The organism is Bdellovibrio sp. SBM16 (genome assembly GCF_056175625.1).
Genome location: NZ_JBJKJG010000011.1, coordinates 99,891 through 121,386, shown reverse-complemented (window position 1 = coordinate 121,386; position 21,496 = coordinate 99,891). Strand labels below are relative to the sequence as shown.

The window sequence follows — 21,496 nt, the reverse complement described above, 5'->3', positions numbered from 1 at the left end:
CTTCTTTCTTTACGACATCCAGTTAGAGTCGCTTTGCATTTCCCACTTAGTAGTGATTTTTTTAAAATTAGACCAAAAATTTAAGCTTTGCTCGCCGGTAATATCACCGTGACCAAATTTTGATTCCATCGTCCCTCCGAAAGAGAATGGCTCACGCGGAACCGGAACTCCCACATTTACCCCCACCATGCCGGCGTGTGATTCTTTCGCTACACGTTCAGCCAATGCCCCGTTTGAGGTAAATACCGAACACGCATTACCGTATTCACTGTCGTTGGCGATACTCATGGCCTGTGAAATGTCTTTACAGCGGATGATTGACAACACCGGACCGAATAACTCTAATTTCGAAGCTTCAGAACCGGGCTGAACGTTATCTAAGATAGTTGGCCCAATCCAGTTGCCGCCTTCCATGCCCGCTGGTGCTTTAGCCTTACGGCCATCAAGAATAATTTTTGCCCCGGCTTTTTCAGCAGTGGTAATGGCATTATGTAAAAACTGAACTTGTTCTTTAGTGATAATGGCACCCATCTGTTTACCGAGCTCCAGGCTGGATGCACGTTTTACGATTTGTTCGATGTGGCCGTTGGTTTCGCCCACAGCCAACAATACCGAAGCGGCCATACAACGCTGACCTGCGCAACCGGTGAATGAATCAGAAATACCCACACCGCTGATTTCAAGACTTGCATCCGGAAGTAACACGATATGATTTTTTGCGCCACCTAAGGCAAGAACACGCTTACCTAAGTTGGTTCCGCGCTGGTAAACGATCTTCGCTACTTTGGTAGAACCTACAAAGCCGATGGCTTTAACCGCCGGGTGATCAATGATCGCATTCACTGTTTCAGTGCCACCTTGTAAAACCGTAAATACGCCGTCAGGTAAGCCTGCTTCTTTTAATGCTTCAGCAATGAAGTAAGACGTTAACGGTGTTTTTTCAGAAGGCTTCCAGACGTATGAATTTCCTAAAGCAATGGCAATTGGGATTGTCCACATCGGAACCATCGCCGGAAAGTTAAACGGCGTAATATTAGCCACGACACCTAAAGGCTCACGACGAAATTCGCACGATACCCCGCGCGATACTTCAGCTTTTCCGCCGGTATCTAAATTTTGGATTGAAAGAGCGTACTCTAAAACTTCGATGCCTTTCATAAGGCCGGCTCTGGCTTCATCGGTTGTTTTACCGCACTCAGAACCTTTTAGTTTTGAAATTTTATCCAGATCACGCAGTAAAATATTACGAAAGTTAAATAAAACTTTGCTGCGCTCTTTGATCGGTAAACGGCCCCACGCTTTTTGCGCCTCTTGCGCCTGAGCGATAGCCTGATTGATTTGTTCAGTTGATGGAACCGAAAATGTTCCGATTTTTTCGCCATTATACGGCGATACAATCGACTCTACGCCTTTGGCGCCGACGATCCATTTTCCGGCAATGAGATTATTTGCTGATACCATGGTAACCCTACCTTTTAGTCAAAAGATAAGATTAGAACATTTGCACTACAATTCAAAGAATTTATCTCAGAGTAACGCGTAGTGAATATACTTTTGGTCTACGATTTCTTTTCTAAAAGCGCAGCATAGAAGCCATCAAAGTTATCTTTGTGTGGCCATAGGCGGATTTCTTTTTTAAAGTTCCACTTCTGCCCCTCGGGAGACTCTAAAAACCATTTTACTTGATTCTCGTTTTCCTGATTTAAAATGCTGCAGGTTGCGTAAACCATAAGTCCTGCAGGTTTACACATTTTTGAATACTCGGTGATGATTTCACGCTGCAGTTGAATCAGACGCTCGATCTCATCAGGGCTTAACTTCCATTTGGTATCTGGGTTACGGCGGATTACACCCCAACCGGTACACGGCACATCCAACAAAACTCTGTCAAAAGAACCTTCCAAACGCTTGATAGTTTTGCTGCCCTCGATGAGTTTCGCTTCGATGATATCTACTTTATTTCGGGCGGCGCGCTTTTTAAGTTCGCCCAGTTTCCATTCGTGAATATCCATGGCGATGATCTTGCCTTTGTTCTTCATTAACGAAGCCATGTGCAGTGATTTACCACCGGCACCGGCACAGGCATCGACGACACGCAGGCCCGGTTTTAAATCCAGCAACGGCGCAATAAACTGCGAAGCTGCATCCTGAACCTCGAAATAGCCGTTTTTAAAACTCTGGGTAGCAAAGACGTTCTTACGTTCAATTAGGCGTAAACATTCCGGTAAGCCCTCAACTTTTTCCGTGATGATCTCTTCTTTTTCTAATTCCTTCATCAGCGCTTCACGTTCGATACGCAGTGTATTTGTGCGTAAGTACACATCTGCCGGGCGATTAAGTGCGTGCATGATCTGTTTCCACTCATCAGCGCCGAATTCTTTTTCACCCAGTTCACACATCCAGTCAGGAAACGATTCTGTGACAGCCAGCGGATATTTTTTCTTAAGATTTGTCTTAATGGCATCAATATCAATCGGATACTCATCCTGAAACTCTTCGGTATCCAAGCCGTTTTTTACTAAATGCACACCCAGCAAATTATACGACTCATTTGACTCGGCCACGGTCTGGTAGAATCTGTGATAGCGGACGATTTCATAAATGGTTTCAGCGATAAAACGGCGGTCGCGGGAACCTAGCTTTTTGTTTCCTTTGAAAAGCTTTTCGATCACTTTATCCGCGTATTTTTTGTTTTCAAAAATATCGTGTAAAGCTTCTGCGATCTTTTTTAAGATGTGAAAATGCAATCTCATGGTGAAACTCCTTAAAGTCGTTCGCGACCAAGAAGTCTCTTGAATCTTTAGAACGTAAAAATAGCGCCGGCAGAAATATAAGTGCCGTTAAGCTGGCCATCGCTTGTTAAATGCAGATGGTTTTTTATACCACCTTCAACAAAAAAACCAGTGCTCTCGAATAAATTAAACAGACGAAGCCCTAAAAACATCTGATAATCGAGGGCCACGGTCGATTCACCGTCCAACTGATTGAAAAAAATTCCAGGCCCCGCCGTGATCCCGAAATACAGAGGAAATTTCGAGGTCGCATCCGGAAACGTAATCCCGTACATAAAACTCATTTTCGCCGCTTTTTGGTTGGCCGGACGATAGGTGTTGTAACTCACTCGGATGATCTCATCGAACAATTCATAATCCTGAGTCAAACGGTAGGTCATATCCAAACCTGTTTTTGCCACATCCTGTTCGTTGCGAGCGCCCCACTTGTAGGCTTTTGAACTGGTGTAGGTCGAAACCCCTAAGGCCATAAAGTGATCTTCAGCACCCAATGATTCAATTGAAGACGGATAACGTGGCGGCTGCGCGGCTTCATAACTCGAATCGCCCTTAGCCTGAAAATATTTCGCGGCGGCCTTTTTGCCCACTAACGGAGCTGCCTGCGCAAAACCCTGTGAAATCACGATGCTAAACCCAATAAGAATTATGTTAAGTTTGTTCATAGAAATAAGGATAGATTTACGCTTACAATTTGACCACAGTTTCTAGACTAACGCTATGCAAAAATCGAGTCCAGTTCTTAAGCCTATTGACCCGCTTCCTAGCCTTGCTTAGGTTACCAGTGAGTAAGGACTTACGACCATGAAGTGCCCATTTTGCGGGAATGAAGACGACAAAGTATTAGATACACGCGTACAGAAAGATGGGGGCATCCGCCGCCGTCGCGAATGTTTATCGTGTAAGTCGCGCTATTCGACTTTAGAAACTGTGGTTTTAAGCTACCCGTTCGTCATCAAAAAAGACGGACGCCGCGAGCCGTTTTCAAAAGAAAAATTATTACGTGGTCTTTCTTACGCCTGCAACAAACGCCCGGTTTCAACGGCAGCACTCGATGCGATCGTTGAACGAATTGCTTCGTGGGTTATTACCCGCGGTGAAGGCGAAATTTCGGCGCGCGTGATCGGCCGTCGTGTAATGGCTGAATTAAAACAACTGGATGACGTGGCCTATGTTAGATTTGCCAGCGTTTATAAAACCTTTAAAGACGTCCAGGATTTCGTGGAAAAACTTGAAGGTGACGAGCTCATCGATATGATTGATACAGCGGGCCCGCAATTAAGTCTAACAACACAATTACAACCGCAACCGAAACAACAAGAATTGAAAGACACTAACAATGAGAAGACAATCAAGGGAACTCGCACTCCAGATCCTATTCCAAACTGAATTTGCCCCACAGATGTCTCTTTCTGATTTAGCTACGGTCTTTGATAAAACTTTCGAAGAGCCCGTTCTTAAATACACTTACGAGATTGTAAAAGCTGTGCAAGCGAACAAAGAAAAAATCGACGCAAAAATCCAGGAGGCTTCGCGCCACTGGAAGATTGACCGGATGGCTTCTGTTGACCGCAACATCATCCGCATCGCGGTTTGCGAAATCTTTTTCACCTCTGAATTAATTGAACCAAAAATCGCCATGAACGAAGCGATTGAAATTGCAAAACAATACGGAACCCAGGAAGCGGCTTCATTTGTAAATGGTATCATTGATCAGGTGATCAGAAATGAAAGACGTTAATCTGACGGCTACAACCTGCAAACTATGGGTCTTAATCGAAGACCCACAAAGCCCGTGGTGGCAAAAAATTAATTTTAATTCTGGCTTTTTACTTTCAGAAATTCACCGCCATAGAAAAACCTCACAACCGTCTGAACTGACTCACTTAGTTCATGAAGTCGGTTTTCCGATGCGGCCCGCGCCACTAAAAAAACCGTGGACTCTGGTCGGCGTGAAGAATCACTTCGATGCTGACTGGTTATTTTTAATTCACGACCTTAAAGAATTCAAAAGCCAGGATTTGGAGCAAATCGTTGAACAATTACAGATCAAAAATATGCGCTGTTTTACGCCGTTTGAACCGGCACCTGGCCTTAAAGCCAGATTAGAGCATTGCGACCTGGTAACAGGCTCAACAAACTAAGTTTATTCCTTCAAGATGAAGTGATGACGAAGAGCTTTATCTCGAAGATTGAAAAATTCCTGGATCACGAAGAACATTTTGACGTGATTAACTTTCCGCAAGATTCAAAATTTCAGATTGAATCAAATCACAAGTTATTAGAACAAATGCAGTTTATTTCCGGCGACAAACAATGGGAGATCTTTTTCTCGCGCTTAACGGCATTTTTTGAAATGGGTTTATTAATTGAAGGTTCAGAAATCCAGAAGATGTTTTTCTTTGGCCAGAATATTGAAAAGAAATTGCCGAAAATTCATTTTCGCCTGCCGGCTTCACCCTACTTTAATATTTTAAAAACCCGTGCCTCGCTTTTTTTGAATAAAATCGGGTTCAACCACCTTCCCGATGCAGCTAAAATGGTTTGTTTATTGATCAGGGTCGAAGAAAATCGATATATTGTGCTTATGACCAAGCAAGCCGAACCGTGGTTGAGTTTACGCTGCGAGAGCCTGAAAAACGCGATCACCAATCATGACTACTACACCTAACGTTCACACTATTTTTATTTTATCAGATGGTACCGGCGAAACCGCCGCAACCATGGTGCGTGCCGCCCTGGTGCAATACGCTGAACAAGAAATTAATATTATCCGCAGTAAAAACCTGCGTACCGAAGAACAGGTCTTGCGTGTGATCGATGATTGTTTCGATAAACGCGGCATGGTGGCCTACACGTTTGCATCTTCGGTGATCAGAAAAAAAATTGCTGAAGTCTGTATTGAAAAAGCGATTCCGGCGATTGATCTGCTTGGGCCATTGATCGCAACTTTAGATGATTTTTTCGGTGTGGCTGCAACCAGCCAGACCGGTCTTTTACGTCAGACCAATGATCATTACTATAAGCGCATCGAAGCTATCGAATACACAGTCAGAAACGATGACGGTAAAGTGTCAACCGAACTGGATAAAGCCGACATCGTGTTAGTCGGCATCAGCCGCACCAGCAAAACCCCGCTGTCAATTTTTCTAAGCCACAAAGGCTGGAAAGTGGCCAACATCCCGCTCGTACCCGGCACTCCGGTGCCACCGCAGCTCTTTGAAATCGACCAGCGCAAAATTGTCGGTTTGATTATTGATATAGATTCACTGCAAAGGATCAGAAAAAACCGTTTAGAAAAATTCGGCCAGGACACCGGTGGCGACTACGCCTCGACCCAGCAGATTTTAAAAGAAATCGAATACGCCGAAAATTTATTTAAACAGAACAAACGCTGGCCGGTCTTTAACGTGACCGAACGTGCGTTAGAAGAAACCGCTTCTGAAATTGTGCGCCTGATCGCCGCCCGCATGGGTCTTCCGGATTCGGTGTTGTTTTAAAAACTTAATTACTACCTTAGCCGGATGTTTACCGTCGTCACAGTGTGCCAACGGTAAACTTGCGGCTCGAGAAGTTTTCTTAAAATTCAATGGCATAATTTAAAATAACTCCTTCATTGTTGGTAAAATAATTGGAGAAGATAAATACATGCCGTAATCTTTATAGCTCCAAATACAAGATTCAATTACCTGAGCCAATCGCGAAACAATCAGAATCTTTTCAGCAGCCTTTCGGCGCGCAGTTTCCGTTCAATGAATATACAATTACAATGAAGCTATTGAGATTTTTGATTGATAAAGAAAAACACGCCTACACTACAAAAACAACTAATTGCACCCAAAGTGCTACGATAGCTATCCAACCGATAAAAAATGAAACCATTCTAAATCTGACATCATTACTGCCTAAGTGAATAAACGTGTGCACCAGACGGCTAACCACAAATATCCACATTAAACTTAAGGTTACGTTGTTGGCAGCGCCTAGAGCAAAGTGCATTACACCCGTAGAAAAAAACAGCGTTGGCAGTTCAAACTGGTTTTCGTAATGGCGTTCAGCCACACGAGCATATTCAGGCAGTGTCGTATCTGTGTACGCTTTAAAGTATTTAAAATTTATCTCGCGACTTTTAACACCTTTTACACGTGTGCGTAATAAATTGAGCGCCACACCAAACATCCAAAAAGCATAGAAGGCCATCGGATAAATCAGTAAATTTTTTTCCACTAACTTCTCTCCTGGTCGCCGGTCATGGCCTGAAATAAAATCTCAGCGGTTTTTGCCGAAGGCCCCTTTTCACGACGGTAGTAAATAAATTCTGTCTTGTATTCGAAATCTAAAGTCTGGATTTTATTTAAACGCCCACCGCGAATCTGTTTTTTTACCGAATGGGCCGGTAAAAATCCGATACCTAAGCCGTTTTCGATCACGCGCTTTAATGTTCCGACGTTTGACGATTCAAATACCGCCGGTACGGTGCCTAATTTTTCGTTTAACATCTTATCAAAGTGCGGAAACTCGTTGGCAAAATGCACATACGGGATTTTGGCGATGTCTTTCATGCTCACCGTCGAGGGATAAAATTCATCTTTACCCGATCCCACTAACCACATCTCTTCTTTTAAAAGAACATGCGAAGCTGTTTCTTTAAGAGTTTTACCGTAATTCATCTGCACATCCGGTAACACCACTACATCCAGTTCATTTTTTTCATAGGCAGCGATTAAATCTTCGCCCTTGGCGTAATCGACCTTGATTTTAAAATCCGGGTTAAATTTTAATAACCGGCTGACCACCGGGCTCATTAAGTGCAGACCGATGGTGTTCAGCGTACCAATCCGTAACTGGCCACGTAATTGTGCGCCGACTGATTTGATTGAAATTTCAGCCTGCTGCGCAAGGCTTAAAATCTTCTTTGCATGCTCGTACAACACCTCGCCCTGTGCTGTCGTTTTGATTTGTTTAGAACCGCGTACGACCAGTTCAACACCTAGCTCATCCTCCAGGTTTTTCATCTGTTGGCTTACTGCAGGCTGAGTCAAAAACAGCTTGTCGGCGGCGGCAGTCATGCTGCCTTCAGAGACGACCATGACGAAGGTCTGGAGTTGCGAAAGATTTAACATAAATTACCTCACTGGGTGTCGAACCGATTTTACAGAGAACAAATTATTAGTTACACTGTTTTCTACATCACAATTGTAGATGGAATTCAACAAGCGAGGCAACATGAGATCATACACTTTTAGACTCTTACCGTTAGTTTTTTTACTTATCGGTTCTATGTCTGAAGCCCGAACTTTTAAAAATGCTTATATCTCTTTTGAGATGTTAGATAATTGGAAATGTAAATTAGAGCAAACTGAATGGGTGTGCCGTGCCGAAGATCCACAAGAATCAAAGGAAGCGGTCATTATCTTAACAGCGAAAGAAAAGGGTCCAACTGATAACTTCCCGATTTACTTAGACCATATGGCAAAGCCAATGACGTTAAATTTACGTACCGGTGGCACTGCCCAGTCGACAGTGACCATGCCGCCGCGTGAAGAGATGATTAACGATCAAAAATGGTTAGACAGCTTACACGCCAACTCTGAAGTTCAACACTACTACACCCGCTACTTAGCAACGATCAAAGATCAAATCGCGATCTTAGTCACTTTCTCGGTTCATAATAAATACTACTCAAAGCACGTATCTCACTTCATGAACACGGTTAAATCACTACGTGTTATCGCGACCAAAGATCTATTATCACGTCCTGATCTGGGCCCGATCCGTGGTTCTGGTGAAGTTTTAGGTGCCGGCATCGGTCAAGCCATGCCTGGTGACTTATTGGCAGCCGAAGACGAAAACGGCTTAGCCGGTGACGAGAAAAAAGGTTTATTACAAAACGAAATGGTTCTTGGCGGCGGATTACTGTTGTTAGTGATTCTTGCTTACGTCGGAATAAAAATGTACCAAAAAAGAAATGGCTAATTTCATGATGAAATTTATCGCACCCCTGGCTCTTTGGTTTTCCGTACTGCCTGCAACGGCAGCCACAGAAAGAATGACATGCAACGAACGTCAGTCTTCATTCAGTTGTTTAGTTTGCAATTGTTACCACGAAAGCCGCGGCGAACCCCGCGAAGATATGATGGCTGTTGCCAAGACAGTTTTATCGCGTAAAGAAAGTGACTCATACCCGGACACAGTTTGTGCCGTCGTTTACCAACCTTCGCAATTCAGCTGGACCGCCGATAGCTACAGCAACAATATCAGCGCTAGCGAAACTGATGACATCAGAGCTTTACAAACTTGTCGTGACGTTGCAGATCAAGCTATTAACGAAGGGGCAAATGGCTTGTTATCTTTTTATAATCCCCGCAAAGTAACTCCTAGTTGGGCCAAAAAAATGACCCCTTGTGGTCGCGCTGACGGCGGAGCACATGTTTTCTTAGTACCGCGCGGCGCACGTTGCCCGACTCATTTAGGGGCTAACAGATCAGCTGCGACAAGCCCACGACCACAACCGAGACCAACCGGTGGAGATAAAGCAAGATGATCAAATTAACACTTTTTACTTTCTTAATTACTACAGCAGCTGGTTCTTTGGCCTATTCAGCGCCGATTGTATCATCAAAAACAAATGTTTTAGAAATCAAAGTAAATAACAACGAAGTTGAAATTCAATTACCGACAACAGCGTTTCAGGTTCTAAAAAAATGGAACCCTGAATTCGTGATCTTCGGCAAAAAAGATTACAGCCCTTCAATCTTAGAAATGTTTAAAGACATGGGCGAGAGTCAATTGCCGATGGCCTTTATCGAAGACTTGGATGGCAACGAGAAAAAAGATATCGTCTTATTGGGGTCAGATTTAAACAATCAATATGTCGTAGCTCTTCTACAAAGAGATAAAAAGTGGACATTGGTAAAAATCGCCCAATGGTCACTTCAGAACATCAAAAACACAGTTATTCCACCGACGACAGTAGCTTCAGCGACAGCAACAACTTCAGCGACTGCTCAAGTTAAAGAAACTGGCGTACCTCTTTATGTTTTACCTGCAATTGGCGAACACGCTGACAAACTTAAAGAAAAGAAAAAAATCGGTATCCAGGTTGAAACTTATCTTGGTGATGGCGATGTTTATGAAATCAAAGGCACTAAAGCCGTTAAATTCACGCTTTAGTGATAATGAATTAATACTAGCGAACTACGAAATCTGTAAAATACACATCTTTAACAAGTCCTACGCGTAGGACTTTGTTAACTTCTTCAACGATCTTATCTTTTAAGAATAATTTTCCCTGAATAGTTTCGATATCTGAATACGATTTATCATTTAGTAAACGGATAATACTGTCACGGGCACGCGCTGTTTTATCGGCATCCATAATCTCGGTAAAAGACTGCGCATTTAACATATCCAAATTAACCTGTAGTAAGATCTGTCTTTGTGGCTGGCCACTTAAGTTAACTAAAAACTTATCCATCGTATAAACGTTCAAACCCTTTTCAACGGTGTCAGGAAGACTTGCTGGTTTTCTTAAAGTCTCTTCAACGATATAGGGAGATTCGTAACCGATTGTTGATGCATAAACCCAGTATGCACCAGTGACCAATCCGCAAAGATTTAAGAGGATCAAGAGACTATTCAAGATTAGTTGCAGCTTTTGTTTCATACTGATGTTATCGGAGCGCCACACTTTGGTCTTAAGACCAAAGATGTGCAAAATGTTAAAAATCTGTTATCATAAGTCGTAATACGGCTGCCTAAGAGTTGTCTGATGTCTCAGAATAGGACAAGATGATTTTTACGAGAATGAAACTGAATAAGACTTCTGCATTTTTGCGTATATTTACTTTCGCCGCCCTAACTCTTGCGAAAGTAAATGTTATTGCCCAGACCGGCTCTGGCACGGCAGTGTTATTGCCAAATGAAATTCTGCAGCTGTCTGATGATCCGGCGATCAAATCCTCAATCATGATCGCCGATAAATCCGAGCGCAAACTTTACTTCTTCGAGTCAGAAGAGTCGCTAACTGCGCCGGTTTCTTTTGAAATAGATATCGGCAAAAAAGACGGTAACAAAACCAAACGTAACGACAAAAAAACGCCGGAAGGTATTTACCTCTTACAGAAAAAACTCACACAGCCGGAGATCCCTTTTGACCAGTACGGTTCATTGGCTTTTACTACCGACTACCCTAACGTTTTTGACAAGTTCGAAAATAAAACCGGCGACGGCATCTGGCTTCACTCAATACCGGACTCTGTTCCGCTTAACCGCGGTTCCAAGGGCTGTGTGGTATTACGCAACGAAAACATCCAGAAACTGGCAGATCAGATTGCCTTAAACAAAAGCCATATCATCATCAATGCCAAAACAAACTGGGTTGATAGCATCACCCACGAAGCCAAGCGTAACAAAGTAAAAGCCTGGTTAGCGACCTGGAAAGACTACTGGCAAAAGCAGGATCTGGATAATTATATCAAACTTTATTCAGACGATTTTTCGGCACCGAGCTTTAATAAAAAATCGTGGTTAAAACACAAAGAAAAATTAAAAGGCATCTACAAAACAATCACTATCGATTTTTCTAAACCGAGCATTTTACATACGCAGAACCAGTACATCATTAAATTCGTTCAAAACTACTCATCTGAGCTGCATCAGGATACCGGCATTAAAACCCTCTATCTGATAGAAAAAGGCGACGATCTGCAGATCTTACGCGAAGAGTGGTCTAAGTTATAAACTAAGATACCACTCCTTAGATGTGAGCACCTTGCCGTTTACCTGAATCTGAAGTTTATGTAGACCAGCGTAATGTTTGCGGGTGGTCACTGGTTTAAGAGAATGATTTTTCTTTACCGTAAAAACTTCTTTAGGATTTAACTCGATCACTTTTAGCTTAAAAACTTTCGGTGAAAGTTTACCGCCCGCCTTTTGGTAATGAATAATATAGTCAATGGCCAAGGTCTGCGCTTTTGAACTGCGCGATGTTATTTGCAGCTCAAAGGCCAGCACATCACTTTCGGTGAATCTTTTCTTATTTAATTTCAGTTCACCTAAACGCACCTGGGCTTTTTTGCCAAATCCCATCACATCGAGTGCGGGCGCATACCCCTGCTTGATCAGCGTGCGCAGCGCTTGTTTGGTGATCCAGGCAAGCTTGGCCTTGTCACTTACTTTTGCTTTCTTCTGCCAGGCCTTAAGGGTCGCAATCACCAGATCCGGATGATCTTTAGCGATATCATTTAAATGATTGGCAATACTCTTGCGCACGTACAGTGAATCATCGAACTTTAATTTTTCTAAAATCTCTAAGCCCGGCTTTGGATCAACGATTGAAGCATGCAGCTTTAATCCCCATGGCAGGCGCGGCCGGGTACCTTCGCTGGTCCAGCGGCGCACATGTTCGTTTTTATCAGTGCTCCATTTTTTTAACGTGGCAAAAGTTTTTTTCGGGTGCTGCACCAGAAACGGACGTACCGCAAACTCAGCCGTGAATCTCGATGTTAAATGATAAAGTGCGTTTAACGACTCTTCGACATGTTCTAACCCATGCTGTTGGATAAATTCGGTATAAGGCCAGAGGTCAAAACCTTTCAGGTTTCCGACATCGGCTGATTTTAGCAAGATTGCAACTGCTTGCAGATAGTCGTCCGGAAGCTCGGCTTTCATCGCATCGCGGATTAAATGCACACGCGGCTTCATTTCAAACGCTGGAAGTTTATGAGCCACTTGCATAAAACTTTTCACATTAAATTCGGGATAGGATTTTTTTAAACTGTCTGCAAGACGCTTTACCAAGGCTTCGTTGAACCAGTGTTTAAATGCAGATGGATTTTCTTTTTTCTCGACGGCCGGCATGACTTAATGTTGTGACATATCCGGTATTTCAAATACGCGGGTCTTTAGCGCTGCCGGTCTTTGCATTAGGCGTTGCATATAGGCTTTGATAGCTGGATTAGGTTCTACAAGGTATTCCCAGGCCCCCGGCATCACCGCAGCCAGCATAATATCAGCGGCCGAAAATCCTGATTTTAAAATGTACTCTTGTTTTTCTAAAAGCGGATTGAGGGCCCGTTCAAAGACCGCACATTGTTTTTTTACAAACGCATGGGTTTCGGCTTTTTCGGCTTCGGTACTCACGTGGGTAAACATACGTGCAATAACACACTCTAGGCTTGCCACCGACCACACCATCCATTGCAGGTAATCGGCACGATCGATAGCATCTAAGGCCGGGGCCAATGCTTTTTTGTCGCGGTACTTGTCGGCCAGATAAAGGCAAATAGCACCAGATTCAAAAACGACTTTACCGTTGTCGACAATAGTTGGAACGCGGCCTGTGGGATTAAGCGCTAAGTAGCGCGGAGAATTTAGATCACCATTTTTTCGCTTTAAATAGTGATCACGGTATTCAAGACCTATTTCTTCGATGAGCCAGCGCACACGATCACTGCGGTCTTGGTTGGCCATGCAGTAAATGTCGATAGGTTGGTTCGGTAGCATGTAAAAAGAATTTTAGCTTACTAGTTGTTTTCTGATTTTTCAGAATCTAGATCTAATTGCTCAACTTGCGATTGAAGATCTTCTAAAGAAGCGACGTTTTTTTCGACTTCTTCTTTTGTGATACGACCTAAACGTAAATTTAACTCAGTTAATCTTTTATCGAATTTTAAATCTTCTAAAGCTTTATTTAATGACATAGGTACCTCTAGTTCCAGTATTTAGGATTATTATCCTTAGTAGACTTATCATTATCGACCACAAGGCGCAAGTTCGACGACTTTTTCTTAAGCTTGCTCTTGGACTGGTAGTTCTTATATTGGACATGACCGCGCAAAATCAGAAAACCTGAGGCAATGCCTCCTAAATGGGCTAAATACGCCACTTCCCCGCCGGCAAAGCCAGTTCCCATCAGGGACATTAAATCCATTGCTCCGGCAAGCATGACAAAATACTTCGCTTTCAGCGGAAAGAACCCCATAAAATAGATTTCGCGGTCAGCAAAGATAATCCCGTACGCTACTAACAAACCAAATAATGAACCCGAAGCGCCCATGACCGGGGTCAACAACACCGGTTTAAATCCGCTGACGGCGGCATAAATGCCCACACCGATGCAATAGATAATTGCAGCCCCGGCTCCGGACGCCAGGTAATAAAAGGTAAAAAACTTACTGCCCCAGCGGCGCTCCAGCTCAGAGCCAAAGAACCACAGCATCAGCATATTAAACAATAAGTGAAAGGGCGAAATCGCGTGAAAAAACTGGTAGGTCACCAATTGCCAAATGTAGAATTTTTCAAGCACCAGTTCCGGCGTTAAAATCATTAGGCGCCAGTGGTGAAAGCCAAAAGCCCGATCGAACAGGATCTGAACAACGACCCAGATCGCCACATTGATAATTAATAACTTTTTTACGACCGAAGACATAGGAGCCACAGAAAATGATGTCATAGATACTTTCTCGCCTTAACCGTTCTTCTGAAAATATTTTTTAAGTTTAGTATAGGTTTGCTTCGGATATTCGATAACTAACTTCGTCTCTGCGATTAGCGGAAAAAAGTTAAGATCGCCGTTCCAGCGCGGCACGATGTGGTAGTGCAAATGATCCGGAATCCCCGCGCCGCTGGTCGCGCCGTGGTTCATGCCGATATTTAAACCGTTCGGGTTGTATAAATCTTTAACTGCCTGGATCGACAGGCGTAAGACCTGATGCAAATCCGTGTACTCGGCTTCGGTTAATGTCAGCAGATCACCGGTGTGGCGAAGCGGCAAAACCAAAACATGCCCGTTATTATATGGAAACTTATTAACCACCACTTGTGTATACTGGGTTTTATAAACACAAAGCGTGGCCAGACTTTCTTTCTTCGCTGCTGAAGTACAAAAAACACAACCGCTGGGTTTAATAATCTTACGCACATACTTCATGCGGCCCGGACGATAGAAAATATCGCGCTCGATTGGCCACACTTCTTTATCGACTTTAACCAGAGCAATTTTGTTGTCTTTACCTGCTGCTTTTGACTTACCCGCCATGTGCTTGCTTACTCCCAATATCCCGGCATAAGCAGCATCGGTTGATTAAGAGTTTTCATTTTAAATAAAGTCTTAATGGCCGTCTCAACAGATTTACTTGAAAGCTCACCTTTCATAGCCGCCTGCAGCTCAGATTTAGAAATAGAATTTAAGTCGTCTTCTTCCTGGTCATCCATGATAAAATCCCAGAAGCCCGGATTTTTTTTGCGCGGACGCAAAACATGATAGTCATCTTCTTTTAAATTCGCCTGCTTAGCCGCAAAACGAATGGCATCTTCAAAAGTTCCAATCGAATCAGCAAATTTTAACTCAACAGCTTTGGCACCGGTCATCACACGGCCATCCGCATACTGCGATACAAAGTCTAACGGAAGGTTACGTGCTTCTGAAACTGTTGTTCTGAACTGGTCGTAAACTTCGTTGATCATATCCTGGAATAATTTTCGTTCATCGTCTCGCATCGCACGGTACTCCGAACCTGAGTCTTTAAATTTACCTGAAGTAATGGTGTAACGTTTAACTTTAGCCCAAGAGTATAAATCTTCTAAATTGGCAAATTCCATAATCACACCGATAGAACCAAGCATCGTCCCCGGAGCCACCATCAAATGATCACAGCCCATCGCCGAATAATAACCGCCCGAAGCAATTAAGCCTGTTGATACGCAGACGACTGGTTTTTTAGTTTCGGTTTTGGCCCGTTTGATTTCAAGATAGAGCTCTTGCGAAGGACCAACTGCACCGCCCGGAGAATTAATTTCAATCACGATAGCTTTAACCGCATCTTCATCAGAATAACGCTTTAAGTTTTCTAAAAACTTTTTACCGTTCATGATCACGCCGTTGATCTCTAAGTGCAGAATTTCATTTTTATTTAAACTGATTGAACCTTCGCTCCCAGAACCCGGAAGCCCTGTCGTTGCCACTTTATAACCGCGATAACCGATATATGCCGCAAAACCGATAAATAACCCTAATAGAACCATCTTACGAAAAGACATGTTTTTCATCCAAATCTCCAACCATGGAAAAACCAAACTTCCCAACCCAATCGGTCTGACGGCAGGACGCCGTCAGAAGCCCGCCAAGGATGGTAGCTTCGCAATACCCTATAAATTCTAATGAAAACCAAAAAAAAAGGGAGCAATTTCTTGCTCCCTAAATATGATCGAGTCATTTTTTATTCTGACGGCACGGATGCCGTCAGACAGGCCGTCCAGAAAGGACAACTAGCGCAGCGGCCAAACTAGCCGCATAGCATCGAACTAGTCCTTCTTAAGACCTTTAAACTGGTCTCCGAAAACATCGCCTAAGCTAGTTTTTGAAGTTGCCGTCGCTTTTTTCACGTACTCGTCAACATCGCCTTTTTGTTCGCGAAGTTTAACAAGTTTTGCAGAAAGACCCACTTTACGTGCATCTTTATCGATCGTGATAACTTCAGCTTTGATCTTATCGCCTGGTTTAACAACGTCTTCAACAGAGTTAACTTTATCAGTTGTTAATTCAGAGATATGGATTAAACCTTCGATATCAGTATCTAATTCAACGAAAGCACCGAAATCTACAGTTTTAGTCACTTTCACTTCGTGTTGTGTACCAATACCGTATTTAGTTTCGATTTGTGCCCAAGGATCACCTTCAAGTTGTTTAATACCTAAAGAGAATCTTTCGTTTTCAGTGTCAACGCCAAGAACAACGGCTCTTACTTTTTGACCTTTAGTGAACATTTCTGATGGGTGATTTACACGTTTAGTCCAAGAGAAATCAGAGATGTGAACTAAACCATCGATACCCTCTTCAATACCTACGAACACACCGAAGTCAGTGATAGATTTAACTTCACCTTCAATGATTGTTCCTGGCGGGTATGATTCTTTCATTTCTAACCATGGGTTAGCTTGAAGCTGTTTCATACCTAAAGAGATACGACGATTTTCAGTGTCGATAGCTAAAACCTGTACATCAACTTGTTGGTCAACTTGAACCATTTGGTTGGCGTGTTTTACACGTTTAGTCCATGACATTTCAGAAACGTGGATTAAACCTTCAATACCTTCGCCTAATTCAACAAACGCACCGTACTCAGCAACTGATACGACTTTACCTTTGTGTTTAGAACCGATGGCGTATTGAGAGTGTACGTTAGCCCATGGATCATCAGTTAATTGTTTCATACCTAAAGATACGCGCTCTTTTTCAGTGTCGTATTTTAAGATCTTAACTTTGATTTCATCGCCTACATTGATCATCTCAGATGGGTGTTTGATACGGCCCCATGACATATCAGTGATATGTAATAAACCATCTAAACCACCTAAATCGATGAATGCACCGTAATCAGTGATGTTTTTAACAAGACCAACTACTGTAGCGCCTTCTTTCATTTGATCAGCTGTTTGAGCTTTTAATGAATCGCGCTCTTGTTCAAGAATCGCGCGGCGAGATAATACGATATTGCCACGTTTTTTGTTGAACTTGATAACTTTGAATTTGTACTTCTTGCCTAAGTAAACATCCATGTTACGTACTGGACGTAAATCGATTTGTGAACCAGGTAAGAATGCTTTAACGCCGATATCTACAGATAAGCCGCCTTTTACTTTAGCAACTACTAAACCTTCGATGATTTCTTCGTTCTCAGCAGCTTTAGAAATATCAGACCAAGCACGTAACATGTCAGCTTTATCTTTAGATAAGGCGATCATGCCGTTTTCGTTTTCGATACGGTCGATTAATACTTCTACTTTGTCGCCAGCTTTAACTTGGCGAACACCGTCTACGATACGGAATTCATTGATTGGGATTAAGCCTTCAGATTTGTAGTTGATATCAACTAGTACGTAATCTGACTGTACTTCAACAACTGTTCCAGTGACTACGTCACCTACTTTGAAGTCTTGTTCTTTTGTTGAAGCTTCGAAAAGTTTTTCGAATTCACCAGCTTTGTTTGCACCCGAGTGAATACCTGGGTTCGCTGGAATTTTTGAGTCTTCAGCATCTAGCATCGCTAGGACTGATAGTTTTTCTTTTTGGCTTTTGCTTAACGTTTTGTTCATGTTTTGTTTTTTTCTTTCCTCCCACGCAAAGAATCCTCTTGGAACTCTAAGGTTGAAGAGTCGTTCTACGGGAGTTTATTTACGGGGTCAATGGAGAATTTTGGGACGTCTGGGGCCCAGTTTTCAGAGTGGGTTTCTAGAGGGAAATACGGCTGCGGATATACTGCTCGGCCGTGGCAACGACCTGGGCTAAATCCATACTGGTCGTATCAATCACCAGGGCATCGGCCGGCACCGATAACGGGGCCACTTTGCGGGTCGAATCCTGCTTATCTCGAATCTGTTGCTGCTGAACCAGGGATTTTTCATCCATGCCTAACTCTTGGGCTCTACGCTGGGCGCGGTTTTCCGAGTCAGCGGTTAAATACAACTTAACCTCAGCGTGCGGAAAAACCACGGTCCCACAATCGCGGCCTTCGGCAATCAATCCGTCGTTTACCAGGGCACAATTGCGCTGATGATCCAGCAAAGACTGGCGCACTTCAGGATAATGGCTGATTTTACTGGCAACGTTACCCACCGCTTCTTGGGCGATTTGGTCAGTGACATTTTCGTTTTTAAAATAAACTTGGGTGCGCTCCCAGGCCAGGCGTACTTCCCAGATATTGGAATTGCACAGCTCGGATAAAGCGATCGGGTCAGTCAGATCCGTCTTAAGCTGCAGCGCCGCGTAACCTAGTCCGCGGTAAAATGCACCCGTAGAAACCCACGGACAGCCTAATTTTTTTGAGAGTTCACGACTGAGCGAAGATTTGCCCGAAGCCGCTGGCCCATCGATTGTGATCACATAACCCATGGGACGCTAATCTAGCTTATGAAAAAGAATTTTGTAAACTGCAAAATGTGATTCAAAAATCAGTCACGATGACGTGACTGATTTCTGTTCATTTTATTACTCGGGCTTAGCTTTTTCTAATTTTTCAAGCACTGCTAGGTCGTACATTTTTAGCTCGAAAGCGTAAATTCCGTTCAATTGCGAAAACGGAATCGCATCAACGGCTTTAACCAGTTCGGCATAAGTTAATGATTCTGGAACCGGTTGACCGGCCGCTTTAAGTACAGCCAAAGTGTTGACAACCGCTTCGGCCTTTAACTGCGCCAGCTGTTCTGTTAACGCCGGTCGGATTTCGCTGTGCTTGCTGGCTGGCCAGTTTTCTAACACGAAAGCTTTAATTAAAGCGTCACGTTCATAACCATGACCAAAAAGTCTGACTTCTAACTCCTGACCGTTGACCGTTACTTTTTTTGCCTCACCTTTGCCGCTTAAAACCGCTTTTTTAAATAACGACATTAATTCGTTGGCATCACCCAAATTAATCTCACTACGGTAACGCATGATCGGTGCCTTATACTTTTCAGGATTTTTTTGCGCATCCTGATACTCTTTATGCGAGCTGTAACGGTATTGGCCCGTGTACACCGGCACAAGCTTACTCATCACTTTAGCCAAAAGTTTTTTATCTTCGTCTTTGGCCGAAGCTAACATTTTCTCAGAAACTTTTGCCAGATCGGCTTCGGTTAAACCCGACTGTGCTGCCGTTAATGTTTTGAAAAATTCCTGCACCTGGTTTTCTACAATACGTAAATCATCGACGTTGTTCGACTCTAAATTTAAGACCTGCTTTACTAAGCCGCTCAAACCACCAAAAGCTTTTACATCTTCTTTAAGCTTTGCCTCAATCAAGCCGTCGTATGTCACTTTATTGTCTGTATGATTAAATGAGTACGAGTACTGTTTGATCACAGAATCAATCGACAACATCGACAACGTGTCGGCAGCCTTAAAAAGAACATCTTCAAGCTGACCCAGATCCAGATGCAGATAAATCTGTGCTAACTGCTCGAGGGTTTTCTTCTGCTGGTAAGGGTGATCAGCGGTTTTATCAAAGACAACATCGGCAAAAGTAGATGCCGCAAGCCCTGAGATTTCGGCTTTGATACTTTCTACCATACCCACCGCCGGATTTTTTAAACTGTCAAAACGTTCACAACCGTAGATTGCGGCTTTCTGTTTGTTCGCCAACATAATGTGCTCATCTGAGCAGTAGGTATTGGCGGCCAGTTCGATTTTTTCCTGTTTGTAGCCCCAGCCGATGGCGGCACGGTCATACGGTAACGTCGCATGCTGGATATGCGCACCAAGCAATGCGGTCTCAATACCACCTTCATAATCCATCACCGTAGATGATAACGAAAAGCCCGGGTGTTTTTCATCGGTTAAATAATCTTTTTTTGCTTTTAATAAATCTTTATCACTACCTTCATGATTTAGCGAACCCGAAAAATTATGACGTAAACCCATCACATGACCCATTTCGTGGGCCACCACCATACGAATCACATCCTGGGCATATTTTAATTTCTGGGCTTCAGATAAATTCACCATGCCCGATAGTGTTTTCAACTGACTTTGTTCAAACACACACAGCCCCGCTTTTTTACCCAGCGGTAACTGCGTACTCTTAATAGCACCTTTTAGCCATGACGATGTCATGAAAATCTGTGCGCGCAAAATCTCTCCCGAAAGCGGGTCTGATTGCATTGAAGCGTAAGCAAAACCCGCTGAATCCCACTGCACCCAGCGCACCACGATCATACGATCTGATACACGGTCAGTGGCTTTAAAACCATGGCGGATTTTTAACACTTCACGCCCCACCACTCGGTTCCAGTATGTGACACCTTCTTCGGTGGCCTTAACGATTTCAGCCGGAATATTATTTTCTAAAGCCACTGTGATGGCCTCACGTTCTTCAGATAAATCCCATTTAGCGATTTGCGGTAAGGCTTCGTCTTGTTTAGGTAAAAAGGCAAAGTTGATGAAATAACCGACTCGCTGTTCTTTATCAAAAAGTTGTGACTGGAATTTATCATTCGCCAGGTAAGGCTTAATCTCAATAATCACACGTGCCGTTAATTCGGCTTTTGTCGGATCATTCGGCATCGACTCTTCGTCGTCTTCTTTAGGCGTTTTTTTTGATAAATTGCCAATTCGCACCGCTTGCTCAACGTACATCACGTTGCCATTGATTTCGCTTTTACGGATCATCGCCTCTTTGATATCCATTGTGGTCTCTAAACCCTCGCCGCCTTCGCTGGCGCGCTCAATGGTTTCGCTGTCGACGATACTTAAATGCTCTTCAAGCGCCAGGTTTTTAAAACCTTCGCTGATATCAATACTTAATGTCTCATTAGTTTCTTTAACGATTCGAAAGGTCTGAAGTAACTTATCTGTTGGGATCGTGTCGTAAACATTGTTCGCACTTAAACGAAATAAACCAATGCGCAAAGCCGACCGTTCAAACGATACGATCTGTGGTTTAAAATCGTTAAAGTCCGGCATACGCTTAGAAAAAACCAAAGATGGCGTTAATAAAAAGGCTTTACCTAAGGCGGATTTTTGCAACACGATGGTTCCGGCATCAGCAGTCACCTGCATTGACTCAACTAATTTTTCCGGAGCCTGGCGCTCACGTACAATAGTGGTTTTTTCGTCTTTCGGTGCGCAACCAGAAGCTACAAATCCCGCAATAACAGCCAGAGTCAGGCCTTTAAACCATTTCATATAATATCCCCTTAAATAATTGGCTGATACTATATGAAAGTGGCGT

At 43.3% G+C, this 21,496-nt stretch carries 24 protein-coding genes; 9 read left to right on the top strand and 15 right to left on the bottom strand.

The genetic code is table 11. The features are described from left to right. Window positions 1–9 precede the first annotated feature (9 nt). From mmsA to AC04MM_RS12465, 3 genes are all read right to left on the bottom strand, one after another. The gene (gene mmsA / locus AC04MM_RS12475; protein WP_475380698.1) at window positions 10–1,461 is read right to left on the bottom strand and encodes a CoA-acylating methylmalonate-semialdehyde dehydrogenase; all 1,452 of its coding nucleotides are present in this window, start codon (window positions 1,459–1,461) and stop codon (window positions 10–12) included. A gap of 98 nt (window positions 1,462–1,559) precedes the next feature. Further along, on the bottom strand, window positions 1,560–2,753 hold the full coding sequence (locus AC04MM_RS12470; protein ID WP_475380697.1) for an RsmB/NOP family class I SAM-dependent RNA methyltransferase: 1,194 nt from the start codon (window positions 2,751–2,753) through the stop codon (window positions 1,560–1,562). A 47-nt stretch (window positions 2,754–2,800) separates the two neighbouring features. After that, window positions 2,801–3,454: a hypothetical protein gene (locus AC04MM_RS12465; RefSeq protein ID WP_475380696.1), complete on the bottom strand. Its 654-nt coding sequence runs from the start codon at window positions 3,452–3,454 to the stop codon at window positions 2,801–2,803. 139 nt (window positions 3,455–3,593) lie between these two features. Between AC04MM_RS12465 and nrdR the strand changes: the two genes are divergently transcribed. Genes nrdR through AC04MM_RS12440 form a run of 5 tightly spaced genes read left to right on the top strand, consistent with a single transcriptional unit; the run spans window position 3,594 to window position 6,289 of the window. Continuing rightward, window positions 3,594–4,178: a transcriptional regulator NrdR gene (nrdR, locus tag AC04MM_RS12460; protein WP_475380695.1), complete on the top strand. Its 585-nt coding sequence runs from the start codon at window positions 3,594–3,596 to the stop codon at window positions 4,176–4,178. A 13-nt stretch (window positions 4,179–4,191) separates the two neighbouring features. After that, a complete protein-coding gene (nusB, locus tag AC04MM_RS12455) occupies window positions 4,192–4,530 on the top strand; it encodes a transcription antitermination factor NusB (RefSeq protein ID WP_475380694.1) in 339 nt (112 codons plus the stop codon). After that, a complete protein-coding gene (locus tag AC04MM_RS12450) occupies window positions 4,517–4,933 on the top strand; it encodes a hypothetical protein (RefSeq protein ID WP_475380693.1) in 417 nt (138 codons plus the stop codon). Before nusB ends, AC04MM_RS12450 begins: the two co-directional genes overlap by 14 nt. Window positions 4,934–4,956: 23 nt before the next feature. Continuing rightward, window positions 4,957–5,460 (top strand): hypothetical protein, encoded by a 504-nt coding sequence (locus tag AC04MM_RS12445; protein ID WP_475380692.1) that lies wholly within the window; start codon window positions 4,957–4,959, stop codon window positions 5,458–5,460. Beyond that, window positions 5,444–6,289 carry a pyruvate, water dikinase regulatory protein gene (locus AC04MM_RS12440; protein WP_475380691.1) on the top strand — a complete coding sequence of 282 codons (846 nt, stop codon included), beginning with the start codon at window positions 5,444–5,446 and terminating at the stop codon, window positions 6,287–6,289. Before AC04MM_RS12445 ends, AC04MM_RS12440 begins: the two co-directional genes overlap by 17 nt. Before the next feature lie 310 nt (window positions 6,290–6,599). Here the strand turns inward: AC04MM_RS12440 and AC04MM_RS12435 are convergent, their stop codons facing one another. Both AC04MM_RS12435 and AC04MM_RS12430 read right to left on the bottom strand, forming a co-directional pair. Next, window positions 6,600–7,016: an MAPEG family protein gene (locus AC04MM_RS12435; RefSeq protein WP_475380690.1), complete on the bottom strand. Its 417-nt coding sequence runs from the start codon at window positions 7,014–7,016 to the stop codon at window positions 6,600–6,602. Further along, window positions 7,016–7,912 (bottom strand): LysR family transcriptional regulator, encoded by an 897-nt coding sequence (locus AC04MM_RS12430; RefSeq protein WP_475380689.1) that lies wholly within the window; start codon window positions 7,910–7,912, stop codon window positions 7,016–7,018. Before AC04MM_RS12430 ends, AC04MM_RS12435 begins: the two co-directional genes overlap by 1 nt. A 103-nt stretch (window positions 7,913–8,015) precedes the next feature. On the opposite strand from AC04MM_RS12430, the gene AC04MM_RS12425 reads away from it, so the two are divergent. From AC04MM_RS12425 to AC04MM_RS12415, 3 genes are read left to right on the top strand one after another with little or no spacing between them, the layout of a single operon-like run. After that, window positions 8,016–8,765: a hypothetical protein gene (locus AC04MM_RS12425; RefSeq protein WP_475380688.1), complete on the top strand. Its 750-nt coding sequence runs from the start codon at window positions 8,016–8,018 to the stop codon at window positions 8,763–8,765. Window positions 8,766–8,769: 4 nt separating this feature from the next. After that, a complete protein-coding gene (locus tag AC04MM_RS12420) occupies window positions 8,770–9,333 on the top strand; it encodes a cell wall hydrolase (RefSeq protein WP_475380687.1) in 564 nt (187 codons plus the stop codon). Next, a complete protein-coding gene (locus AC04MM_RS12415; protein WP_475380686.1) occupies window positions 9,330–9,962 on the top strand; it encodes a hypothetical protein in 633 nt (210 codons plus the stop codon). The genes AC04MM_RS12420 and AC04MM_RS12415 overlap by 4 nt, the downstream gene beginning before the upstream one ends. A gap of 16 nt (window positions 9,963–9,978) precedes the next feature. Here AC04MM_RS12415 and AC04MM_RS12410 read toward each other — a convergent pair whose 3' ends face one another. Then, the gene (locus AC04MM_RS12410; protein WP_475380685.1) at window positions 9,979–10,455 is read right to left on the bottom strand and encodes a flagellar basal body-associated FliL family protein; all 477 of its coding nucleotides are present in this window, start codon (window positions 10,453–10,455) and stop codon (window positions 9,979–9,981) included. Window positions 10,456–10,595: 140 nt separating this feature from the next. On the opposite strand from AC04MM_RS12410, the gene AC04MM_RS12405 reads away from it, so the two are divergent. After that, entirely contained in the window at window positions 10,596–11,531 is a 936-nt protein-coding gene (locus AC04MM_RS12405; RefSeq protein ID WP_475380684.1) for a L,D-transpeptidase family protein, read from the top strand. Here AC04MM_RS12405 and AC04MM_RS12400 read toward each other — a convergent pair. From AC04MM_RS12400 to AC04MM_RS12360, 9 genes are all read right to left on the bottom strand, one after another. Further along, window positions 11,526–12,650, bottom strand: coding sequence for a DNA alkylation repair protein (locus tag AC04MM_RS12400; protein WP_475380683.1), 1,125 nt, complete (start codon window positions 12,648–12,650; stop codon window positions 11,526–11,528). The two genes, AC04MM_RS12405 and AC04MM_RS12400, sit on opposite strands and share 6 nt — an antisense overlap. Before the next feature lie 3 nt (window positions 12,651–12,653). Next, complete coding sequence (locus tag AC04MM_RS12395; protein WP_475380682.1) at window positions 12,654–13,295, bottom strand: glutathione S-transferase family protein; 642 nt, start codon at window positions 13,293–13,295, stop codon at window positions 12,654–12,656. A gap of 20 nt (window positions 13,296–13,315) precedes the next feature. Next, window positions 13,316–13,492, bottom strand: coding sequence for a hypothetical protein (locus AC04MM_RS12390; protein ID WP_475380681.1), 177 nt, complete (start codon window positions 13,490–13,492; stop codon window positions 13,316–13,318). Between the two features lie 8 nt (window positions 13,493–13,500). Continuing rightward, window positions 13,501–14,244, bottom strand: coding sequence for a rhomboid family intramembrane serine protease (locus tag AC04MM_RS12385; protein WP_475380680.1), 744 nt, complete (start codon window positions 14,242–14,244; stop codon window positions 13,501–13,503). A gap of 15 nt (window positions 14,245–14,259) precedes the next feature. After that, on the bottom strand, window positions 14,260–14,829 hold the full coding sequence (locus AC04MM_RS12380) for an HIT family protein (RefSeq protein ID WP_475380679.1): 570 nt from the start codon (window positions 14,827–14,829) through the stop codon (window positions 14,260–14,262). An 8-nt stretch (window positions 14,830–14,837) separates the two neighbouring features. After that, window positions 14,838–15,839 (bottom strand): signal peptide peptidase SppA, encoded by a 1,002-nt coding sequence (gene sppA / locus AC04MM_RS12375; protein ID WP_475380678.1) that lies wholly within the window; start codon window positions 15,837–15,839, stop codon window positions 14,838–14,840. Window positions 15,840–16,094: 255 nt separating this feature from the next. Further along, the gene (locus AC04MM_RS12370; RefSeq protein ID WP_475380677.1) at window positions 16,095–17,885 is read right to left on the bottom strand and encodes a 30S ribosomal protein S1; all 1,791 of its coding nucleotides are present in this window, start codon (window positions 17,883–17,885) and stop codon (window positions 16,095–16,097) included. Window positions 17,886–18,021: 136 nt separating this feature from the next. Next, on the bottom strand, window positions 18,022–18,681 hold the full coding sequence (gene cmk / locus AC04MM_RS12365) for a (d)CMP kinase (RefSeq protein ID WP_475380676.1): 660 nt from the start codon (window positions 18,679–18,681) through the stop codon (window positions 18,022–18,024). A 96-nt stretch (window positions 18,682–18,777) separates the two neighbouring features. Further along, the gene (locus AC04MM_RS12360) at window positions 18,778–21,450 is read right to left on the bottom strand and encodes a zinc-dependent metalloprotease (protein WP_475380675.1); all 2,673 of its coding nucleotides are present in this window, start codon (window positions 21,448–21,450) and stop codon (window positions 18,778–18,780) included. Window positions 21,451–21,496: the final 46 nt, after the last annotated feature.